The following is a 20177-nucleotide window of genomic DNA, read 5'->3' on the forward strand; positions in this document are numbered from 1 at the left end:
TAAGCTAATCTTGATAATTCTTAAATGTCACTTTTGAAGAGATGACTTCTTCTCCTTCAATTATAACTTTTGTACGCTCTATTTTTGAAATAATAGTATCTTTCTTGACACTATTATAGTAAGAAATTACAGTTTTTAATGCTAAAGAGTCAAACTCTTTGGTATTAATTTTCTCAAGGATTAATATGCTTGATATGCTATCTTGATTAGGTGATAAAATGATACCTGTATCGAGTTTAGATTTGAAATCTGGATGATTTTTTGTGATTTTTTGTTTCTCAAAATAATCTTGAAGCTTTTCTGAAATCAAATGAGTATATGCCTCTTCTGTAGATACCATTGTAGGAATGGGGGTTTCAGATTCAATCGCTTTATCTTCGTAAGATTCATAAGATCGGTTTTCAGAGCAACTTGTCAAAAATAATATGGATAATAATAGTATGATAAACTTATTCATAGCGAGTTTTAAATTTAAGTTTAACAATCTTGTTTTGTTGTTTTTGAGATTCTATAATTTCAAAATTCTTTAGGCTTTTTGTAGGCGTTGTTAACTTCTCTATAAAATCTTGTTTAGAAAAGATCTCTACGCCTAGATCATGAGGTAGTACTTGAATAAGTATAGCGTTCTCAGCAATTAGGTCATTGAGTTGTTGCTTTCTTTTTTTCCAATCCTTGATGTTATTATTTGCATAGTAATAGAGCATTAAACTATAATCATCTGTAAGTAGACGTACATCTTCTGTAGTGGAGACATCACTATATCTTTTTATAGTATCGGTTTTATGGTAAGGAGATTGTACCACAAAATGGATGTAAGAATCTGTTGTACTCCAAGTAAAACAACCTAGACTATCACTTTTGTAATACCTTGGAGATTCTTCATTATTTAAGACAATAATGTCTAAAGGTATAGTGCGTATTTCTGTACCTCTGTCTGCATCTATAAAACAAAAAGAAAACGAATTTTCTTTTTGTAATAAACTTGTGATGATAAAAGAAAGGCTAAGTATAGCAATAGCTATAAGTGCATATTTATATAAAGAAGACGTCTTCTTTTTTTCTTTTTTGATTTGATTTTTATTGCAAAACGAAGGCCAAGATGCTTCTCCAGTATATGTAGTAAGTAGATTAAGAATATCTACTCTTGGAAGTTTTTTAGGTGTGTTTTTAAAATAGGTGTAAAAGGATTTTTCGCTAATGGTTCCTTTTGATTTCTGCATTAGATCTTCTTGAAACAATGCGATTTCATGTCCTTTCCAAAGATGAAGAGGGGTGTCTATACCGGGATGACTTTTTCTGAAAGTATCGGTAACTGCTTTTTTAAGCGCATTAAATTGTATTTTTTCTTGATCGGTGATTTTTGTAATTCGTTTTAATATAGTTGGTTATGATCTGTAAATTGATTTACAACTCTTTTACAAGCGGTTTACAAAGCTTCTTTATAATCTAAAGATATGTTTGTTTCTATTAATCAATACTAAAGAAAAATGAAAACAAACACATCAATTTTAAAGATAACTCTTTTACTCATAACCCTTCAGTTTTTAATTATTTCCTGTGAGCGTAGTCATGAGTATGATAATGCTAATAATATACCAATTGAAAGTACAGGAGAAAATGAAAAGTTTAAAGCAGTAGCGATCAATTCTGAAATGAGTGAGAATCAAAATACACCAGATGATATAAAGATTATTAGAAATGCAACGATGAGAATGAGGGTCAGAAATGTAAATGAAGCAACGCGTCTGGCAAGAAATTATGCATTACAATATTCAGGATATGTGTCTGATGAGCGCATGGAGAATAACTCATACTTAAAAGAAAATAGATTTACAATACGAGTGCCTCAAGAATATTTTGATACTATCATCGATAGTATAAGTAGTTTTTCTGAAAACATAGACACAAAAAATGTTTCTACCATCGATGTAACAGAAGAGTATGTCGATATAGAAAGTAGGTTGCAAACAAAACGAGAAGTAAAAGAACGGTATGAGGCTATTTTGCGTAGTAAAGCAAAAACGGTAAAAGAAGTCTTATTAGCCGAAGAGAAGATTCGTATCCTTCAAGAGGAAATAGAAGTGGCAGAAGGTAGATTGCGTTATATGTCTACAAATATAACATATAGCACCATACAAATAGATCTATATGAAGTACTTCCTGAGGTAGATGCCCCTGAAGATAAAGGCCCAAGTTTTTTTGATAAAGTAAAAGATAGTTTGAGTTTTGGATTGTCTCTTATAGAAGGACTCCTTCTTTTGTTACTTCACATATGGCCAGTTACTTTGGCAGGCATTATTCTGGGACTATGGCTTCTTAAGAAAAGAAAAGCAAGAAATTAAAGAAAAGCTTTTAATATGTATCTCCTTTGATAGGATATCAAAGGAGATACGTGTTTTTATTTTTTAAAAAGCACAGACATTTGCAGAAAAAGATTGTCCATTTACTTCAAAGGAAATTCCACAACCAAAACTACATGGAGGACAGTCACTGTTATTTTCACATTCAAGAAGTTGCGGTTGACATCCTCCCCAAAAACCTCCTTTAATTTCTTTTTGTTCGAGACTAGTTAAAACTCTAGCTCCTTTTACATTTAACGATTTCTTTAACATAAATAATAGTTTTTATAATTAATAACATTGTTAAGTTACAAATTTATTAAATACAAATATCTGACAAACAACATGTTATGTACCTATTTTGTTTAAAATAGGGTAGTAGTTATGGTATTAAAATCTAAAAAGGTTTCTAGTTTGATTATTCATGAAAAGGGTAAAATTAATTTTCTATATGATCAGTAACCATAACGATAACAGTTCTTACAATGTGTCTTTATAGGAGAAGGTAGATAGAAAATAATTTTTAGAAGGAATGGTATTTATGCTTGTTTGAAAAGTAGAATATTCTTACTTTACAACAGCATTATAATGGTAGAAACACTTAAAAAATACATACCTGAAAGAGCAGTAGCTCCTACTTTTGAACTTATCAAAACACACGGAGTTTACCTTAAAATTGTAAATGAACGTATCACTCGTCATGGAGATTATAGAAGAATGGCAGATGGTCAACATCAGATCACAATTAATGTAAGTCTTAATAAGTATCGTTTTTTGATGACATTGATTCATGAGATTGCACACCTAGTTGCTTTTGAGAAATATGGTAGATATATCAAACCACATGGAAAAGAATGGAAGCGTACTTTTCAATTATTAATGCTACCTTTCATTAGACCAGAAGTATTTCCTCAAGAAGTATTACCTTATATCGCAAGACATTTTAAAAACCCTAAAGCGAGTAGTGATACAGATGCTCATCTCTCTGTGGCACTTAAAAAGTATGATCCTCCGACTGATAAAAACTATATCTTTGAGATTCCTAAAGGAGCACGATTTAGGATTTATAACGGAAAGATATTTAGAAAAGGGAATAAGCGAGTAAAACGTTATGAATGTGTAGAGCTAGCTACGGGAAAAGTGTATTTGTTTCAGCCTAATGCAGAAATTGAACAATTGGATTAAGACGTAAGAAGTATGAGTATAAAGAATAAGAATTATTATGCATTGTTGATGGCTGGAGGAGTTGGTTCTCGATTTTGGCCAGTAAGTATAGAAACATATCCTAAGCAGTTTCACGACATGCTTGGTACCGGAGAAACACTGCTTCAAAAAACATTTAAACGGTTATCAAAACTCGTTCCTGAAGACCAGATACTTGTTTTGACAAACAGTCGATATAATAACCTTGTTAAAGAACAAATTCCACAAATTCCACAAAAAAATATAGTACTAGAATCTGCAATGCGCAATACAGCTCCTTGTATTTTGCTTTCGGCACTTAAAGTGGAAAAAGAGAACCCAGATGCCGTCATGATTGTTGCTCCTAGTGATGCTTGGATAGAAGATGAAGATGCTTTTGTACATGATTTACAAATCGCTTTTGATGCTTCTCAAGAAGACAATGTCATCTCTACGATAGGAATTAAACCTACATTTCCAAATACTGGATATGGATATATAAATTATGATAAGGACGATTCCGCTTTCGCGAAAGCGGTAAAACGTTTTACAGAAAAACCTGATTATACCACAGCAAAACAGTTTTTTGAAAGCGGAGAATACCTTTGGAATGCTGGTATGTTCATATGGAGTGCTAAAACTGTTTTGAATGGATTTAAAGCACACCTCCCTGAGATGTACGATTTATTTTCAAAAGGAAAAGAAGTTTATAATACTCCAGATGAGCAAGCATTTATTAATACGCATTATCCTGATGCAGAAAATATAAGTATTGATTACGGGATTATGGAAAAACATAAACAAGTAAAAGTGGTACCTGCTACATTTGATTGGAATGATTTAGGGACATGGGGATCATTATATGAAAAACTGGATAAGGATCAAGGAGGAAATGCTATTGTAAATGCTAGAGCAATAACGACAAATACATCAGGAACGATTATCCGAACAGAAAGTGATAAAGTCGTAGTGGTAGATGGACTTCAGGACTATATTATCGTCGAAAAGGAAGATGTTCTCGTTATAGTACCAAAATCTAAAGAACAAGATATCAAAGAAATACGAAATTCGGTACAATCAAAATTTGGTAGTAATTTAGGGTAACTAAGAGTAATGTTAAACGCATATTTTTGTATAATATGGATGAAGCTGATAAAGAAATTCAACAAAATAAGGAGGCAGTAAAACAAGATGCAAAAGGGCTTTGGCAGAGTATTAAATCTTTTTTGTTAGAATTACTAGATTTTAGAGCAGATACAGATCGCGAGGTAACAATAGAACATATTAAAACGGATATCCCTTTTAAGGGTGCTACGGCTTGGATATTAATATGCTCCATTTTTGTAGCTTCTATTGGTTTAAATGCGAATTCAACAGCAGTAGTAATTGGGGCGATGCTTATCTCTCCATTAATGGGGCCTATTTTAGGAATAGGAATGTCTATTGCCATTAATGATATTTTTACACTTAAAAAATCACTTATCAACTTTGGAGTAATGATTCTTTTAAGTGTGTTGACTGCATTTTTATTCTTTTATATATTCCCGCTTAGAGAAGAATCCTCAGAGTTATTAGCACGTACAAAACCAGATATTAGAGATGTTCTTATTGCATTTTTTGGAGGATTGGCTCTCATTATTGCAAGAACAAAAAAAGGAACGATTGCGAGTGTGATTTTTGGTGTTGCTATTGCTACGGCATTAATGCCACCGCTTTGTACTGTAGGGTATGGTCTTGCAGAAGCTTTTATAGGTAATGAGAAAGGACTTGGTTTTGCAGGAGGAGCTATGTATCTATTTTTAATTAATACGGTGTTTATAGCGCTTGCAACATTTATAGTGCTTAAAGTATTGCGATTCCCGATGATTCGATATGCAAATTCTAAACGTAGAAAAAACATTGCTCGTTTAACATCAATTGTAGCATTACTTGTAATGATTTTTCCAGCTTGGACATTCTGGAGTGTATATAAAGAAAGTACTTTCAATAATGAAGCAGAACGTTTTATAGAAATAGAACTAAGTGCATTGCCTAATGCTGGATATATAAAAAAATATGCCGATTTTAAATATAACGGCGGTGACGCTCCTACGGTAGGACTAACCTCTTTTGGAAGTGATCAAATATCTGAAGAAACCCGAAAGGTACTTCAAGCTCGTATGCAAACATATAGAGCACTTAAGAATACAAAATTAAATGTGAATCAGAGTACTCAGGATAATAGTTATGAAAATGAAGTGAAGTATATGGCAGAGTTACATTCGCGTGACTCTCTTGATATTTTAAATAAAGATCAAAAAATTATTTTCTTAGAACAAAAGGTTGTGCAACTTAGTAAGTATGAGGAAGAACAAATACCATTTCAAGAAATAGTAGATGAAGCACAAATTAATTATGAAAATTTAGAAATCCTTAGTTACTCTAAAAGGTATACGTCTAATTTTCAAAGTATAGATACGCTTACTGTATTTAATGCAAAATGGAAAGATTCTATTGATACAAGTATTATAGAAAAGGATAAAGAAAAGTTATATAAGTGGCTTAATTATAAACTTAAATTAGATACGCTTATTGTAGAGTAGTGTTATCTTTTAAAAGAGAATAACATTATATTTATTTTTTTGTATTCAAGGCTTGACGTACCATTTTAAATAGATTTGAAGAGTATACGAAGTTTGTTACTTCCTCATTATCTGTTCTGAATACTTGTGTTTTATCACCTTCCCAAGCAAGATGTCCTTCTTTTAAGAATACAATTTTCTCACCTATTTCCATAACAGAATTCATGTCGTGAGTATTTATGATTGTTGTGATGTTGTACTCTTCTGTGATTTCTTTAATTAAGTTGTCTATAACTGTAGCTGTATGTGGGTCAAGCCCAGAGTTAGGCTCATCACAAAAGAGGTATTTTGGGTTGTTTACAATTGCCCTTGCAATTGCTACACGTTTTTGCATTCCTCCAGAGATTTCAGAAGGTAATTTATGATTTGCGTTTTCAAGATTAACACGATCGATTACTATATTTGCACGCTCTTTCATTTCTGCTTTTTTCATCTTTGTAAACATCTGTAACGGAAACATAATGTTTTCTTCTACCGTCATAGAATCAAAGAGTGCACTTCCTTGAAAAACCATACCTATCTTTTCTCTAATAGTTCGTTGTTCTTCAAAATCTAGATCAGAATAACAAATACCATCATATAATATTTTTCCGCTATCTGGTTTAAAAAGTCCAAGCATACTTTTTATAAATACGGTCTTTCCAGATCCACTCTGTCCAATGATGAGGTTTGTCTTCCCTTTGTCAAAAGAAGTAGTAAGTCCTTTAAGAACTTCTACATCACCAAACCCTTTCTTTAAATCGCGTACCTCTATCATTAGCTTAATAACATTTGAGTGACAAAATAATTTGTAACAATAATAGCAACACTAGTCCATACAAAAGAAGTTGTACTTGCTTTTCCTACCTCTAATGCGCCGCCACGCATATAAAACCCATGAAACGATGGTATGGTTGCCAGTAAGAAGGAGAAGATAAATGTCTTTAAAAATGCGTACGTAATATGAAAAGGATTGAAGTCATCTTGCAGTCCTGTCAAGAATTGATCTGCTGTTGTAAAACCACCATATACAGCCGCTATATATGCTCCTAATATTCCAAGAAACATGGCTATTGCAATTACAAATGGATAAAAGCACATTGCTACAATCTTAGGAAATACTAAGTAATTTAAAGAGTTAATTCCCATCACTTCCAGCGCATCAATTTGTTCTGTTACTCGCATTGTTCCTATACTTGAAGTGATAAATGAACCTACTTTACCTGCCATAATAATGGATAAAAAAGTAGGAGCAAATTCAAGAATAACAGATTGCCTTGATGCAAAACCAATAAGCTCTTTTGGAATAATAGGATTTGTAAGATTAAGAGCTGTTTGTATCGCAACCACACCTCCTACAAAGAAAGAGATAAACGCAACAATACCTAAAGAACCGATAATTAAATCATCAATTTCTTTGAAAATTAATACCCTTAAGACTTTTCCTTTTGTTGGTTTAACAAAAGTTTCCTTAATCATTAAAAAGTATTTGCCTATATCGTGTAGATATGTCATCTAGTTACTTTGGAAAAGCTAAATTAATAAAATAAAACTCGGATAAAACTATTTTAGTACTGCTTTATGATAGATCTATAGTCCTAACAATAGTTTTAATTTTCTATAAATAGCAGTATTTTCATAAACTCCAGAAAAATTTTCGGCTCCAGGTCCATATGCAAAAACAGGAACCATGGTGGCAGAATGACCTCCAGTAGAAAAAGATGGTTTGATTTTATTATAATTATTATTGTCAGAAGCCAGCGTAAATCCACCAGTTTCATGATCTGCTGTAACAATGACCAACGTGTTTTTGTCTCGTTGTGCAAAGTCTAATACTTTTCCTAAGACCTTGTCAAAATCTAACATTTCTCCTATAAGATATTCTCCATCATTTGCATGTCCTCCCCAGTCTATTTGAGAGCCTTCTACCATTAAGAAAAAACCATCAGGATCTTTTGACAAATGTGTAAGCCCTAATTGAGTTGCATCTCCTAAGAAAGGACCTCTTCCATCAATCATTTTTGGCATTCCTCCATCTGCAAGTAAAAATCCATATTTTTTGTCTTTACTCAAAATTCTATTTGTAAATAAAGATGTCGTGTCTACTTCAAAACCCTGTACAGTTAGTTGCGCGAGTAAATCTTTTTTGTCTGACCTGTTATTAAAAAATTTTAAACCTCCACCAGCAAAAAAATCTACAGAAGAGTAAGTGAGAGCTTCAGCAATTTCTTCTTCCATTCTACGATATTTTACATGTGCATAAAAACTAGCTGGTGTCGCATGAGTGATTGTTGATGTAGCAATAACACCCGTAGCATACCCGCGCTCAGAAAGTTCTTCTAGTATCGTGGGGGTTGCAATTGTATCTGTATTTACACCAATCGCTCCATTATATGTTTTTATTCCAGCCGAAAAGGAAGTTGCCCCTGCCGCCGAGTCTGTAATAAGATCACTAGCCGATGATGTCTTAATAAGCCCTATATGTCTAAAACGTTCATAATTGGATGGCTCTTCACTATAGTATAAACTGGCTGATATCTGACTCAAACCTGTCCCGTCTGCAATCATCAGTATAATATTTTTAGGAGCAGGACTCTCTACAACTTCTGTAGTTTTTATTGGAGTTAACGGTGCTTTAGTAGCACATGAACTGCTTAAAAATAATAGGATGCATCCTAAAAAGACAAAACGTATGGTTCCCTTCATAATTGATAATTTATAATCTTGTAAAAATACTAATTATCCTAATGAAGTTATGTAAGAATATCGTTAAGAAATTACATTGTAATCTTACTCCAAATCCCTTTCCACCGTAACTTCCTAATAAACGTTCCTTCAGCTTTAGTAACAAGAAATTCTTGTTTATTTCGCTTTGCGCGAAAAAAACCTCGGATGTAATCAAAGAATAAAACTATTTTCCTTTTACGCAAAGCAAGTTTTGTAGCTGCGATTGTGGTAAGCAAAAAACCATATTGCATTCTGTAAAACGCCTCACCTTGCTTGTATTTTGCTTCTTTTGTATATGTTTTTCCTGTAGGCTTAAGGTGTTTTACATGAAGTGTAGTATCTGTTTCTATAGTCCATCCATGATATTGGGCTAGTAATCCATCTACAGTGTCCCACCCAATAGATTTTTTTAAACCGCCAATGTCTTCAAAGCAAGCTTTGCGATATAATTTTATAGGACCTCTAACTTTTGTTTTTTCTGAGATAGCTTCAAACTCCCAATTATTGTTTTTTTTGATATAAAGATTACCTCCAGCAATCCCTGTTTTTTTATTCTTTTTAAAAAACTGAGAAACAACTTCAAAATAATTTTTTGGGAGAATAATATCTGCATCAAACTTCCCAATAAGATCATAAGAACTATTTACTAGAGCAAACCCTTCGTAAAAAGCATTTATAACTTTACTTCCTGGTAAATGTTTTTGTTCTGAAGGAATTTGAATACTTTCAAAAAAAGAGTAGTTGGAAGAGAAAGTATCAATAATTTTTTGACTCTCATCTGTAGATCCGTCATTTATGATTATGATCTTTTGAGGTAAAAGTGTTTGTTCAACAAAAGATTGTAATGCTTGAGTCAAATGATCAGCTTCGTTGTAAACCGGTATGACTATTTGAATATTCATTTAATTCTTTCAGCATAAACTAAATAATACCTAGGAGTAAACTTCCTTAAAATAGGTCGGATGCCTATTTTTTTGACAGGATTTGTGAATTTTATACTCTTTTTTATTTCCCAACCTGCTTTTTCAAAAATCCAATCAAATTGCCAATCTTCAAATTCATGATAATGGCGATCCCAAGAATCTGTCTTACTACGATATGCAGATGCAAACCATAGTTTAAGAGGAATACTTGCAACTATCTTATCTCCTTTAATAGCATTTACAACATGAAAAGGAGAAAGAAGGTGTTCGAAAATTTCAAAAGCAGTAACAACGTCATAAGAATCAGTTTGAACAACAGAGGTGTCCAAATCAAGGTCTTCTCCAGTAGTATTTTGAACAGTATATCCTTCACGCTCCATAACATCTACAAAGGGATTGCGGATACCTAGGTCTAGAATTTTTTGATTCGTATCTGGAATAACTTCTTTTAGAAAGTCAATAGTATGTTTATAACGTTTATTAGGGAAAGCATTCTCGTACATCTTTGTAGCGACTTAATTAATTTGAGTATTTTAAGATACCTAATGTCTTTTCGGAATATAGATGTTTAAATGATATTCGAGATTAATATCTGTACGTAACAGCATTGATGTTCATTCCAGCACCTACACTAGCAAAGAGGACTAAGTCTCCTTTATTAACTTCCTGATTTTCCATTTGACCATTAATAACAAGGTCAAATATAGTTGGTACTGTTGCCACAGAACTGTTCCCTAATTTATGAATACTCATGGGCATTACATTTTCGGGCATAGGATAATCGTATAATTTATAGAAACGCTCGCAGATAGCTTCATCCATTTTTTCATTAGCTTGATGGATAAAAATCTTTTTGACATTTTCTATTTTCTCTCCACTTTTATCAAGGCAAGCTTTCATAGCTTGTGGTACGTGAGTCAGGGCAAAATTATAAATCTTGCGACCATTCATTTTTATGTACCTAGTATCTTGACAACCTTCTTGGTTATTGGATTTTCCAAAAAATAAATAATACGCTTCATCATAGGTATATGATGCAGATTGGAATGAAAGAATCCCTGTGTCGCTATCATCTCCTTCTATCACAGTAGCGCCAGCTCCATCACTATAAATCATACTATCTCTATCATAGTCATCGACAACGCGTGATAATGTTTCTGTCCCAATCACAAGACAGCGTTTTGCCATACCAGATTTTATAAAAGCTTGTGCTTGTATCACACCTTCAATCCATCCAGGACATCCAAATAGAAGATCATAGGCTACACAATATGGATTTTTTATTCTTAAACTATGTTTGATGCGCGCTGCCAAACTAGGAACAAGATCGCTTTGTTCTTTTCCTTTTTGAACATCCCCAAAATTATGAGCAACAATAATATAGTCAATAGTTTCAGGGTCTATATTAGCATTTATAATCGCTTTTTCTGCAGCAAAAAAACCTAGGTCAGATGAAGTAAGGTGATCTTTTGCATACCTACGTTCTTCAATACCAGTGATTGCTTTAAACTTTTCTATGATGGTAGTGTTCTCATAGTTTATAGAAGAACCATCAGTATTTAGGAATTGATGATTATTAAAATCTTCATTTTTTTCAACTGCACTTGGTATATAACTTCCTACTCCGGTGATTTTAATTGCCATACAAGGGTCTTTTATTAATTGGTAAAAGTAAGAAAACTCAGCTAAATAGTTTATTTAACATGTTTTAATGCGCTTTTTTTGTGAAATCATCATTATTTATAAAGAAATATTGAAAAATCAGTTTTTAGATGTTTTAAATCCTTCTTTTTTTGATGATCTTTAAAAAAAACTGCAGCTATCTTATAAGACAGCTGCAGTCCTAATAATCTTCAACATAAGTATTGTATTATGCTTCTTCCATATACGCTTCAATTGGAGCACATGTACATATTAAGTTACGATCTCCATAAGCGTCATCTACACGTCTTACTGTAGGCCAAAATTTATTATCTGCAATATATGATAATGGGAATGCTGCTTTTTCTCTTGTATATGGAAAATCCCAAGTGTCCGCAGTAATCATTGCCATTGTGTGTGGTGCATTTTTCATCACGTTATTTGTGTCACCAGCTGCAGCTTCTATCTCTTTTCTAATACTAATCATAGCATCACAAAAGCGATCAAGTTCTTCTTTACTTTCACTTTCTGTTGGTTCAATCATTATTGTTCCAGCAACAGGGAAAGAAACGGTAGGCGCATGAAAACCATAATCCATTAAACGTTTTGCTATGTCTGTCACTTCAATACCATTTATTTTAAATGGACGACAGTCTATAATCATTTCGTGAGCAGCTCGACCACGTTCTCCTGTATATAGACATTGGTAATGACCATTAAGTCTTTCTTTAATATAGTTTGCATTTAAGATGGCATATTCTGTAGATTTACGAAGACCACTTTCACCTAACATTGTGATATATCCGTAAGAAATTAAACAAGCAAGTGCCGAACCCCAAGGGGCTGCAGATATTGCTGTAATTGCTTTTTCTCCTCCAGTTTGTATCACAGGATTAGTAGGTAAGAAAGGTACTAGCTGGCTTGCTACACAGATAGGTCCTACTCCAGGCCCTCCTCCTCCGTGAGGAATAGCAAAGGTTTTATGTAAATTAAGATGGCATACATCTGCGCCAATTGCTCCTGGGTTTGTAAGTGCAACTTGTGCATTCATATTTGCACCGTCCATATATACTTGACCTCCATTATCATGTATAATTGTCGTAATTTCCATAATAGCACTTTCATATACACCATGTGTAGATGGATATGTTACCATAAGTGCTGCTAGATGATCTTTATGTTCTTCAGCTTTTGCACGAAGGTCATCTAGATCTATATTTCCATTTTCTAAGGCTTTTGTTACAATAACCTTCATTCCAGCCATAACGGCACTCGCAGGATTGGTTCCGTGGGCAGATGATGGAATTAAACAAATATTACGATGCGCCTCATTTTTTGATTCATGATATGCGCGTATCACCATTAATCCAGCATACTCACCTTGGGCACCAGAATTAGGCTGTAGAGAAGTCCCCGCAAAACCTGTAATTTCAGTAAGCTGATCTTCTAATTTTTTAAGCATTATTTGATATCCTTCTGCTTGTTCTATTGGAGCAAATGGATGAATATTTCCCCATTGAGGATTACTTAACGGTAACATTTCTGATGCAGCATTAAGTTTCATCGTACAGGATCCTAAAGAAATCATAGAATGATTTAAAGAAAGGTCTTTACGTTCTAATTTTTTGATATAACGCATCAATTCAGTTTCTGAATGATAGCTATTAAATACATCGAGAGTTAAGAAATCAGTATCTCGTGCTATTTCTTTGGTAAGAGTAGTTCCTTCAGAAAGCTCAGTTACTGTGATAGTTTCTTTATCTAGTGTTTTTGCAAAAACGGATATGATTTTATTAAGATCGGCGATGGTTGTTGCTTCATGTATAGAAATAGCAACAGTTTCTGCGTCTGGGTAATAGAAATTTATTTTTTCTGCTTTCGCAAAAAAGGCCACTTTCTCACCATTTACTTTTACTTGAATAGTATCAAAGTATGCAGTATTTATTTGGTAAAGCCCTAGTTTTTCAAGAGCATTTGCTAGTGTAGAGGCTGTATTATGAACTTTATTTGCTATATATGTGAGTCCTTTTGGTCCGTGATAAACTCCATACATTCCAGCCATAACAGCAAGTAGCACTTGTGCTGTACAAATATTTGATGTTGCTTTATCTCGTTTTATATGTTGTTCTCTTGTTTGAAGAGCCATGCGTAAAGCACGATTTCCATTCATGTCTTTTGTGACACCAATAATACGTCCCGGAATATTACGTTTATAAGCTTCTCTTGTTGCAAAATATGCAGCGTGAGGACCTCCATAGCCTAATGGTATACCAAAACGTTGTGTGGTTCCTACTACAACGTCAACTCCCATTTCTCCTGGAGCTCTCAATTTTACAAGGCTTAAAATATCGGCTGCAACAGCAATTTTAATTCCTGCTGCATTTGCTTGTGTAACAAAATTTGAAATATCGTGTACTTGTCCTGATTTTCCTGGGTATTGTAAAATAGCTCCAAAAAATTCTTCAGAAAAATTAAATTCTTGATGATCTCCTACGACAAGTTCTACGCCTATAGGTGTTGATCTGGTTTGTAATAACGATAACGTTTGCGGTAGTATTTCTTCTGAGACAAAGAATTTTTTAATTCCAGCCTTTTTTTGATCTCTACTGCGTATTGCAAATAACAATGCCATTGCTTCTGCAGCAGCTGTAGCTTCGTCAAGTAAAGATGCATTTGCTAGTTCCATTCCAGTAAGATCTGTAATCATTGTCTGGAAATTAAGCAATGCTTCTAGTCTACCTTGAGCAATCTCTGCTTGATATGGTGTATATGCAGTATACCATCCTGGATTTTCTAGAATATTACGTTGTATCACGGCTGGTGTAACTCCTTGATGATACCCGAGTCCTATATATGAATTAAATACTTGGTTCTTAGAAGCAAGTTCTTGAATATGAGCTGCAAATTCGTGCTCACTCATTGCGGGATCTAACGCAAGTGATTTTTCAAGTCTTATATTGTTTGGAATAGTTTCAAAAATAAGTTGATCTATAGTTTCTACACCTACTGTTTTAAGCATTGCAGGAAGATCAGCTCTTCTTGGGCCGATGTGGCGTAAAGCAAACGAATCGGTATTCATAGTTGTTTCAAATTTTTGTATAACAAAATTACGACTTAAAAGTGAAAAAAAATACCTTTTGGAGTTTGTCGACCTGTAAGTTTTAAACGATTTTATAGGCTTATTAACAGTTATGTTATTTTTGTGTCATGAAATGGTTACAACGCGTTTTTAATTTTTACATCAATAGTAGCATACACGTTAGCTTGGCGGTAGTCTCCCTAGTTTTTGTAACCTACAAGACATTAGATATTTTGTGTGATGTATACTTATTGTTGTTTGTTTTTTTTGCTAGTATAACGGGATATAACTTTATTAAATATTCAAGGTTGGCTAAATTACACCATAGAAGCCTCACAGAATCGTTAAGAATTATTCAGATATTCTCATTATTCTCCTTTGTAGGAATGATTTATTTTGGGCTTCAGCTTTCTCGTGAGGTAATGCTTGCTTGTGTTATTTTTGGTGGATTTACCTTGTTATATGCGTTGCCTATTTTTTCGCGTAAGCGTAATCTAAGATCATTTTATGGGGCAAAAATGTATACCATTGCTTTTGTATGGGCTGGAGTATCTGTATTACTTCCTGTTTTACAAAATGGAATTGTGATTCCAGTAGATGCTTGGGTATCTTTTGTACAACGGTTTTTATTTGTAATTGTGATTACACTGCCGTTTGATATTAGGGATTTGAATTATGATATAGAGGAGAAAATAAATACGATCCCTAAAAATCTAGGAGTAAAAGGTGCTAAATTTTTAGGGATCGTGTTACTAGTGGTATTCTTTATTTTAGAATATATAAAAGATCAATTAGTAATGATTAATCTTTTTAGTATTGTTTTGATAAGCATACTTTCTGCAATATTACTGGTAGCATCTTCTGATAAACAGAATACGTATTATGCTTCTTTTTTTGTAGAAGGCTTGCCTATGATTTGGGTTGGTTTATTGTACTTGTTTAATATGTTACGATTGTAGTTCGCGCGCAAGTTTTTCTTTAAGCGCATTTTTTTCATCCTGACTTACAGTATGAACCTTTGGGCTTTTCATTGTTTTGGTGAGCTTTGTGTTATTTGCAGTATATGTCCTACAAGCTCTACAATATGCCAAGTGAAATGTAAGCTTTACCTTTTGCCAAAAGGATGCTTCTTGATATTGATTTTTGTCACATATGTGATTAGCTTCGTGACATTCTAATTTTACTTTCATAAGTATTCTTTCTTAATATTTTGGGGTATTAAAACCAATCTTTTTCCATACAACTTGCCATAGCTGTACGGGCTCTATGGATGATTACCCAAAAGTTAGACGGAGTGATATCAAATTCATTACAAATTGTTTCGGTATCAAAACCATCTATTGTTTTCATTCTGAAAATACGTGCTTGTTTCTCTGGAAGTTTAGAAAGACAGCGGTATATCGCTTCTCCTAGTTCTTCATTTTGAATTTGGTCTTCTGCTGTTTTATCAAAAGGATCGGCAACTCTTTCTTCTAGCCAATCTCCTTCACTCTCATCATCTTTATAATTAATATGAACTTCGGCTTTTCCTTTCTTAGAGTTAGATTTACGGTAATGATCAATGATCTTACGTTTAAGTATAGAAATGAGCCAAGTGCGTTCACTTGCATCACCTTTAAAGTTTTTCATGGATTTAAGACCAGCTAAAAAAGTTTCTGATATTAAATCTTGAGCCATCTCTCGATCATTTACACGAGCGATGGTATAATTAAAAAGATAATCTGAATATTGATCGACCCATTTTGTAGGATCTATTAAGTTTGATGGCATAGCCGTTTTATCGAGGGTTCACGCAAAAATAACAATTTTGACAAAATTGACACGGTAATATATTTTTTAATGTCTAATTCCTCAGTTTTATAGGTCAAATAGTACCATTTTTATGAGAATTGGCATTAAATTGATTTTTTTAAATATTGCTTGAAATGATGGGTTAAAAACTGTTTTTTCTTAATCATATGAACTCTTTTAAAAAGAATTTATATAATTTTACGAATATGTTTACTTTAATTTTTAATATTTAAAAATGATTATAGATGTCTGTTTATCATATATTTATAATTATTTTTCACATAAATCTTAATTAAAATCGCTTTTTTTAATATAAAAATATAACATCTATTTACTCCAGGAAAAACACATAGATTATATTTTTAATATTGATGGTAAAAAAATGAATTTATATGGAAGATACTCCTGATTTGTTAAAGAAGTAATAAACTTTCTAAAAAGTTAAATTATGATCAAAAAGAAGTATAGATTATCCTAGAAAAAGTGATGTTTAACCAAAGTGACTTCTGTCGTATTTAGGTAAAATCATAATAAATGTCATTACGCTTCTAGCTCGTTCTTTAAAGCTAAATTACGATGTGTTATAAATTGTGTCATATGATTTTTAATAAATAAAACATCTAGTAATTTTCCCAAAATACCATAAGGCGTTGTGTATGTAATAATATCTTTCATATGTACAACACCATTTTTTTCTTCAAAATAATGTCGATGTTTAAAGGATTTAAATTGCCCTTGTACCATTTCATCTATAAAGTGATATGGATGTTCTAATGCACTTATAATAGATTTGTGAGTTAGAACTATTCCAAGATGTTTTCCCCTCCAAGTAACTGTTTCATTTAATTTAATGATACCAGATGTTACACCAGCAATAGCCTCTTCATTAGTTTGAGCGGCAGATTTTTTATGAAAATCAATATCTAACGAAAGATTAAATGCTTTTTCTATAGAAGTATGTATTTCTGTATCTAGTTGTATGGTTGTCATGAAGTCAAATCCTTTATTGCGTGTTCTAAATTACTATATATATGCTTAAAACCTTTGTTTATTAATTTTTTTGGGACCACATTTCGACTTTTTAATAGCAACTCTGTTTCTGTGCGAATTAAAAAAGCACCTACTTCCAGTAATGGTCTTGGCGCAGCAAGACCTAAAGGAATTTTTAAAGAAGTTCGTAATATACGCATGAGTGTTTTATTATCAGATGGTATTGGAGCTACTACATTAATAGGGCCTTCTATTGTTGTATCATCCATAATAAATTGAATGATTCTTACAAAATCTTCTTCGTGTATCCAACTGAATTTCTGATTACCAGATCCTTGTTTACCTCCTAAACCTAGTTTGGTCATAGTAATCATAGGTCTTAAAGCGCCTCCATTTTTCCCCAAAACAATAGATGTGCGTAAAGCCACTTTTCTAGTATTTGGTGTATGATGGCTAAAGAATGCTTCTTCCCAAGCCTTTGCGACTTGTACAGAAAAACCTTGACCAATTTCTCCAGTTTCTTCGTCCATTTCTTTATCTAAAGAATGTCTATAGATAGTAGCCGTAGAGGAATTAAACCATATTTTTGGAGGATTTTTGCATTGCGTAATTGCCTTTCCTAAAATATGAGTACTCTCTACGCGAGACCTTAAAATGATATCTTTGTTTTTTTTGGTATACCTACAATCTACAGACCTTCCTGTCATATTAATCACAACATTAGACCCTTCTAATTCAGTAGCCCATTGACCTAGAGATGTTGCATCCCAAATTACAGTTCTTATATTATTTTTGATGCTGCTTTCCTGCCTGCCGGCAGGCAGGCGCGAAAGCAAAACAATGTCATCAAACGTATCTTTAAAAGCATCTGTAATAACAGCGCCTAAGAATCCTGAACCTCCAGCTATGATTAATTTTTTCATGAATTATAGATTAACTGTTGGCCCTTGAATCTTTTGAACAATATTTGGTCTAGACTTTTTACGACCTCTTAAAAATAGGAATAAATTTAAGAACAACATGATCCCAAGATAGATTGAAAATCCACCAACTTTTGTACTCAATATCTCAATGAGTTCTTGATAAGTTTCATTAAAACCATAACTAGATATTTTGAGTATTGAGAGCCCAAAACCAATATTGAGTAGATAAAAGCCTACCTCAAATAATCGATTTGTTGATAGTGCAATTTCTTCCCGTCCTTTAAAAATTTCGATCATAAAAATTCGTCCATTTTTAAATAAAGTTTTTGAAACAAAAAAGGTGAGTAAAATAATAACAGGTAAGTAAATAAGATAACCAATAATAATTTTTGAAGTTTCCATAGTAGTGTAATTTATAAGTGTTGTTTTTGTGATTTAAATAAAAGTTGTAATGCTACGATGTTCATATAATGTAGCATCGCTAGAATGAGTATAATGTTTCCTGAATGTGATGCTATTGATCCTATGATAGCATGTATATTCTGTACAGTTTCCCAAGTAGAGATTATAAAGACGACATATCCTATGTTTACTAAGTAGTATCCGGTGAGTAAAATGTTATTTATATATAAGCATAATTGTGCATTATTTGGCATAAGATTTAAGACAAAGATGTTCCCATTACGATAACATATAAGACCTATTTTGTATATGATATAGGTCATCATGCATCCATAAATAAGATAGGTGATGATGTTATAATTCACGGCTTAAGAATTTGTTTTGTTGATATGTGATATATAAAAAGTAAAACGCAACACCTCCAGAAATTACCCAAACAATAAATACCGATTCATTGAGTCTTGAAAACAGTAATGCTATGAGGAGAGATGTAATGATACCGTAGATATATAGAAATGATTTTATGGAAGGTTTTATTTTAGACCAATTTGCGATATATATACTAAAAGAGATGAGTTGTAGTATTCCAAGAAGAATTTGGAATAGAATACCTCCCCAAAAAGTGAAGTATAAAGCAATGGTTGTAATAATCCACCATTTATTGATTTTATATATATGTTTCATAATCTTAATTATTTTTCTGCTGTGATGATATAGTATCCAAAGCTTCTCAGGTGTAATCCAGATATAAGTGCATAAAAAGAAGCTTTTAGATTGTTCCAGCTTTGTGTTTTGATAGATTCTCCTTTTAGTATTTTCTTTATTAAGAATAAAGGAATTGCAAATGGAACATGTAAAACCGATGGTGCAGCTCGCAACGATATATCTTCTATAATTACTTTTGAAAAACCAATTTGCTTTAAGTTTTTTTCTACTTCAGAAATAGTTCCGAGACCTTCTAAACTCCATTTTTTACATAAATTTCGATAACTATACCGACTCCCTAAACAGAGTTGGTCAGGATTTTTTTTTAAGAACGCATCTGCCATTACAAAACGTTTTCCAGGTTGTAAGATGCGATACGCCTCTTTTAGGGAGGAGTAACTATGCCCAGCGTGACAAAAACTTTCCATAGCAATAGCACCACACACACTATTGGATTGTATAGAAGTATTTCGAAAATCTTCTTTTATAATGACCGCTGGATATTTTTTTAATAGTTTGTTCCCTTCTACTATTTGAAAATCAGAAAGGGTTACACCAATCATAGATAATGATGAGTGTCTATTTAAAAAATAACGCATAGTTCCTCCCATACCACATCCTAAATCTGCTACCATTTGTTTTAAAGAGGTAAGCTGTAATCTTTTTAAGACTTGAGCATTCATCTCATTAAGCATAGTATCACGTCGTAAAGGATTTGTTTTTCCTAAAGAGAAATATCCAAAATGCATATTAAGATCATGACTCCAAAAAGAATAATCTTCTGTAGCCTCATCATAAAAAGCCTTGATTTCATTTTGAGTTGCTGTTACCCTTTTTGAGTTTGTAGATATGGTATGCTGTAAGGTCGTTCTCAT

The 20177-nt window shown here is 32.8% G+C and carries 23 protein-coding genes; 5 read left to right on the forward strand and 18 right to left on the reverse strand.

Translation table 11 applies throughout. The features are described from left to right. Positions 1 to 4: 4 nt before the first annotated feature. Positions 5 to 457: a hypothetical protein gene (locus ABJD27_RS16030; RefSeq protein WP_348165920.1), complete on the reverse strand. Its 453-nt coding sequence runs from the start codon at positions 455 to 457 to the stop codon at positions 5 to 7. Continuing rightward, on the reverse strand, positions 450 to 1220 hold the full coding sequence (locus ABJD27_RS16035; protein WP_348165923.1) for a hypothetical protein: 771 nt from the start codon (positions 1218 to 1220) through the stop codon (positions 450 to 452). The genes ABJD27_RS16030 and ABJD27_RS16035 overlap by 8 nt, the downstream gene beginning before the upstream one ends. A 267-nt stretch (positions 1221 to 1487) precedes the next feature. On the opposite strand from ABJD27_RS16035, the gene ABJD27_RS16040 reads away from it, so the two are divergent. Beyond that, positions 1488 to 2342, forward strand: coding sequence for a DUF4349 domain-containing protein (locus tag ABJD27_RS16040; RefSeq protein WP_348165926.1), 855 nt, complete (start codon positions 1488 to 1490; stop codon positions 2340 to 2342). A 63-nt stretch (positions 2343 to 2405) separates the two neighbouring features. Here ABJD27_RS16040 and ABJD27_RS16045 read toward each other — a convergent pair whose 3' ends face one another. Next, complete coding sequence (locus ABJD27_RS16045) at positions 2406 to 2612, reverse strand: hypothetical protein (protein ID WP_348165929.1); 207 nt, start codon at positions 2610 to 2612, stop codon at positions 2406 to 2408. Between the two features lie 315 nt (positions 2613 to 2927). Between ABJD27_RS16045 and ABJD27_RS16050 the strand changes: the two genes are divergently transcribed. Genes ABJD27_RS16050 through ABJD27_RS16060 form a run of 3 tightly spaced genes read left to right on the forward strand, consistent with a single transcriptional unit; the run spans position 2928 to position 6103 of the window. Then, complete coding sequence (locus ABJD27_RS16050) at positions 2928 to 3524, forward strand: SprT-like domain-containing protein (RefSeq protein WP_348165931.1); 597 nt, start codon at positions 2928 to 2930, stop codon at positions 3522 to 3524. A gap of 12 nt (positions 3525 to 3536) precedes the next feature. Next, the gene (locus ABJD27_RS16055; RefSeq protein ID WP_348165933.1) at positions 3537 to 4625 is read left to right on the forward strand and encodes a mannose-1-phosphate guanylyltransferase; all 1089 of its coding nucleotides are present in this window, start codon (positions 3537 to 3539) and stop codon (positions 4623 to 4625) included. Between the two features lie 35 nt (positions 4626 to 4660). Next, the gene (locus tag ABJD27_RS16060) at positions 4661 to 6103 is read left to right on the forward strand and encodes a DUF389 domain-containing protein (protein ID WP_348165935.1); all 1443 of its coding nucleotides are present in this window, start codon (positions 4661 to 4663) and stop codon (positions 6101 to 6103) included. Positions 6104 to 6134: 31 nt separating this feature from the next. On the opposite strand, the gene ABJD27_RS16065 is transcribed toward ABJD27_RS16060, so the two are convergent. The 7 genes from ABJD27_RS16065 to gcvP form a co-directional block, all read right to left on the reverse strand. Continuing rightward, positions 6135 to 6899 (reverse strand): ATP-binding cassette domain-containing protein, encoded by a 765-nt coding sequence (locus tag ABJD27_RS16065; protein ID WP_348165938.1) that lies wholly within the window; start codon positions 6897 to 6899, stop codon positions 6135 to 6137. Continuing rightward, a complete protein-coding gene (locus ABJD27_RS16070; RefSeq protein ID WP_348165941.1) occupies positions 6899 to 7636 on the reverse strand; it encodes an ABC transporter permease in 738 nt (245 codons plus the stop codon). The genes ABJD27_RS16065 and ABJD27_RS16070 overlap by 1 nt, the downstream gene beginning before the upstream one ends. Before the next feature lie 75 nt (positions 7637 to 7711). Further along, positions 7712 to 8827 carry an alkaline phosphatase gene (locus ABJD27_RS16075; RefSeq protein ID WP_348165943.1) on the reverse strand — a complete coding sequence of 372 codons (1116 nt, stop codon included), beginning with the start codon at positions 8825 to 8827 and terminating at the stop codon, positions 7712 to 7714. Between the two features lie 71 nt (positions 8828 to 8898). Next, positions 8899 to 9750: a glycosyltransferase family A protein gene (locus ABJD27_RS16080; RefSeq protein WP_348165946.1), complete on the reverse strand. Its 852-nt coding sequence runs from the start codon at positions 9748 to 9750 to the stop codon at positions 8899 to 8901. Next, positions 9747 to 10274, reverse strand: coding sequence for a methyltransferase (locus tag ABJD27_RS16085; RefSeq protein ID WP_348165949.1), 528 nt, complete (start codon positions 10272 to 10274; stop codon positions 9747 to 9749). Before ABJD27_RS16085 ends, ABJD27_RS16080 begins: the two co-directional genes overlap by 4 nt. A gap of 82 nt (positions 10275 to 10356) precedes the next feature. Further along, on the reverse strand, positions 10357 to 11415 hold the full coding sequence (locus ABJD27_RS16090; RefSeq protein WP_348165952.1) for a 3-oxoacyl-ACP synthase III family protein: 1059 nt from the start codon (positions 11413 to 11415) through the stop codon (positions 10357 to 10359). A gap of 226 nt (positions 11416 to 11641) precedes the next feature. Next, positions 11642 to 14491 (reverse strand): aminomethyl-transferring glycine dehydrogenase, encoded by a 2850-nt coding sequence (gene gcvP, locus ABJD27_RS16095; RefSeq protein WP_348165955.1) that lies wholly within the window; start codon positions 14489 to 14491, stop codon positions 11642 to 11644. Positions 14492 to 14799: 308 nt separating this feature from the next. Between gcvP and ABJD27_RS16100 the strand changes: the two genes are divergently transcribed. Beyond that, positions 14800 to 15450 (forward strand): hypothetical protein, encoded by a 651-nt coding sequence (locus ABJD27_RS16100; RefSeq protein ID WP_348165958.1) that lies wholly within the window; start codon positions 14800 to 14802, stop codon positions 15448 to 15450. On the opposite strand, the gene ABJD27_RS16105 is transcribed toward ABJD27_RS16100, so the two are convergent. The 8 genes from ABJD27_RS16105 to ABJD27_RS16140 all read right to left on the reverse strand — a co-directional run bounded on the left by ABJD27_RS16105 (position 15439) and on the right by ABJD27_RS16140 (position 20177). Then, complete coding sequence (locus ABJD27_RS16105) at positions 15439 to 15681, reverse strand: hypothetical protein (protein WP_348165961.1); 243 nt, start codon at positions 15679 to 15681, stop codon at positions 15439 to 15441. The two genes, ABJD27_RS16100 and ABJD27_RS16105, sit on opposite strands and share 12 nt — an antisense overlap. 28 nt (positions 15682 to 15709) lie before the next feature. Next, positions 15710 to 16261, reverse strand: a complete 552-nt coding sequence (locus tag ABJD27_RS16110) for a sigma-70 family RNA polymerase sigma factor (protein WP_348165964.1) — start codon at positions 16259 to 16261, stop codon at positions 15710 to 15712. Positions 16262 to 16822: 561 nt separating this feature from the next. Continuing rightward, positions 16823 to 17272, reverse strand: coding sequence for an SRPBCC family protein (locus ABJD27_RS16115; RefSeq protein ID WP_348165966.1), 450 nt, complete (start codon positions 17270 to 17272; stop codon positions 16823 to 16825). Then, complete coding sequence (locus ABJD27_RS16120; RefSeq protein ID WP_348165969.1) at positions 17269 to 18195, reverse strand: TIGR01777 family oxidoreductase; 927 nt, start codon at positions 18193 to 18195, stop codon at positions 17269 to 17271. The genes ABJD27_RS16115 and ABJD27_RS16120 overlap by 4 nt, the downstream gene beginning before the upstream one ends. 3 nt (positions 18196 to 18198) lie before the next feature. Further along, complete coding sequence (locus ABJD27_RS16125; protein WP_348165972.1) at positions 18199 to 18597, reverse strand: hypothetical protein; 399 nt, start codon at positions 18595 to 18597, stop codon at positions 18199 to 18201. Between the two features lie 11 nt (positions 18598 to 18608). Continuing rightward, entirely contained in the window at positions 18609 to 18962 is a 354-nt protein-coding gene (locus ABJD27_RS16130) for a hypothetical protein (RefSeq protein WP_348165975.1), read from the reverse strand. Further along, on the reverse strand, positions 18952 to 19281 hold the full coding sequence (locus ABJD27_RS16135; RefSeq protein WP_348165978.1) for a hypothetical protein: 330 nt from the start codon (positions 19279 to 19281) through the stop codon (positions 18952 to 18954). Before ABJD27_RS16135 ends, ABJD27_RS16130 begins: the two co-directional genes overlap by 11 nt. 8 nt (positions 19282 to 19289) lie before the next feature. Next, the gene (locus ABJD27_RS16140; RefSeq protein WP_348165981.1) at positions 19290 to 20177 is read right to left on the reverse strand and encodes a methyltransferase domain-containing protein; all 888 of its coding nucleotides are present in this window, start codon (positions 20175 to 20177) and stop codon (positions 19290 to 19292) included.

Source organism: Dokdonia sp., from assembly GCF_039945015.1.
In the GTDB taxonomy this organism is placed as follows: Bacteria; Bacteroidota; Bacteroidia; order Flavobacteriales; family Flavobacteriaceae; genus Dokdonia.

Bases quoted from the DNA above. Each gene is read 5' to 3' on its own strand.
- ABJD27_RS16030 (WP_348165920.1), bottom strand. From the start codon at position 457: ATGAATAAGTTTATCATACTATTATTATCCATATTATTTTTGACAAGT.
- ABJD27_RS16035 (WP_348165923.1), bottom strand. From the start codon at position 1,220: ATGCAGAAATCAAAAGGAACCATTAGCGAAAAATCCTTTTACACCTAT.
- ABJD27_RS16040 (WP_348165926.1), top strand. From the start codon at position 1,488: ATGAAAACAAACACATCAATTTTAAAGATAACTCTTTTACTCATAACC.
- ABJD27_RS16045 (WP_348165929.1), bottom strand. From the start codon at position 2,612: ATGTTAAAGAAATCGTTAAATGTAAAAGGAGCTAGAGTTTTAACTAGT.
- ABJD27_RS16050 (WP_348165931.1), top strand. From the start codon at position 2,928: ATGGTAGAAACACTTAAAAAATACATACCTGAAAGAGCAGTAGCTCCT.
- ABJD27_RS16055 (WP_348165933.1), top strand. From the start codon at position 3,537: ATGAGTATAAAGAATAAGAATTATTATGCATTGTTGATGGCTGGAGGA.
- ABJD27_RS16060 (WP_348165935.1), top strand. From the start codon at position 4,661: ATGGATGAAGCTGATAAAGAAATTCAACAAAATAAGGAGGCAGTAAAA.
- ABJD27_RS16065 (WP_348165938.1), bottom strand. From the start codon at position 6,899: ATGATAGAGGTACGCGATTTAAAGAAAGGGTTTGGTGATGTAGAAGTT.
- ABJD27_RS16070 (WP_348165941.1), bottom strand. From the start codon at position 7,636: ATGACATATCTACACGATATAGGCAAATACTTTTTAATGATTAAGGAA.
- ABJD27_RS16075 (WP_348165943.1), bottom strand. From the start codon at position 8,827: ATGAAGGGAACCATACGTTTTGTCTTTTTAGGATGCATCCTATTATTT.
- ABJD27_RS16080 (WP_348165946.1), bottom strand. From the start codon at position 9,750: ATGAATATTCAAATAGTCATACCGGTTTACAACGAAGCTGATCATTTG.
- ABJD27_RS16085 (WP_348165949.1), bottom strand. From the start codon at position 10,274: ATGTACGAGAATGCTTTCCCTAATAAACGTTATAAACATACTATTGAC.
- ABJD27_RS16090 (WP_348165952.1), bottom strand. From the start codon at position 11,415: ATGGCAATTAAAATCACCGGAGTAGGAAGTTATATACCAAGTGCAGTT.
- gcvP (WP_348165955.1), bottom strand. From the start codon at position 14,491: ATGAATACCGATTCGTTTGCTTTACGCCACATCGGCCCAAGAAGAGCT.
- ABJD27_RS16105 (WP_348165961.1), bottom strand. From the start codon at position 15,681: ATGAAAGTAAAATTAGAATGTCACGAAGCTAATCACATATGTGACAAA.
- ABJD27_RS16110 (WP_348165964.1), bottom strand. From the start codon at position 16,261: ATGCCATCAAACTTAATAGATCCTACAAAATGGGTCGATCAATATTCA.
- ABJD27_RS16115 (WP_348165966.1), bottom strand. From the start codon at position 17,272: ATGACAACCATACAACTAGATACAGAAATACATACTTCTATAGAAAAA.
- ABJD27_RS16120 (WP_348165969.1), bottom strand. From the start codon at position 18,195: ATGAAAAAATTAATCATAGCTGGAGGTTCAGGATTCTTAGGCGCTGTT.
- ABJD27_RS16125 (WP_348165972.1), bottom strand. From the start codon at position 18,597: ATGGAAACTTCAAAAATTATTATTGGTTATCTTATTTACTTACCTGTT.
- ABJD27_RS16135 (WP_348165978.1), bottom strand. From the start codon at position 19,281: ATGAAACATATATATAAAATCAATAAATGGTGGATTATTACAACCATT.
- ABJD27_RS16140 (WP_348165981.1), bottom strand. From the start codon at position 20,177: ATGAGAACGACCTTACAGCATACCATATCTACAAACTCAAAAAGGGTA.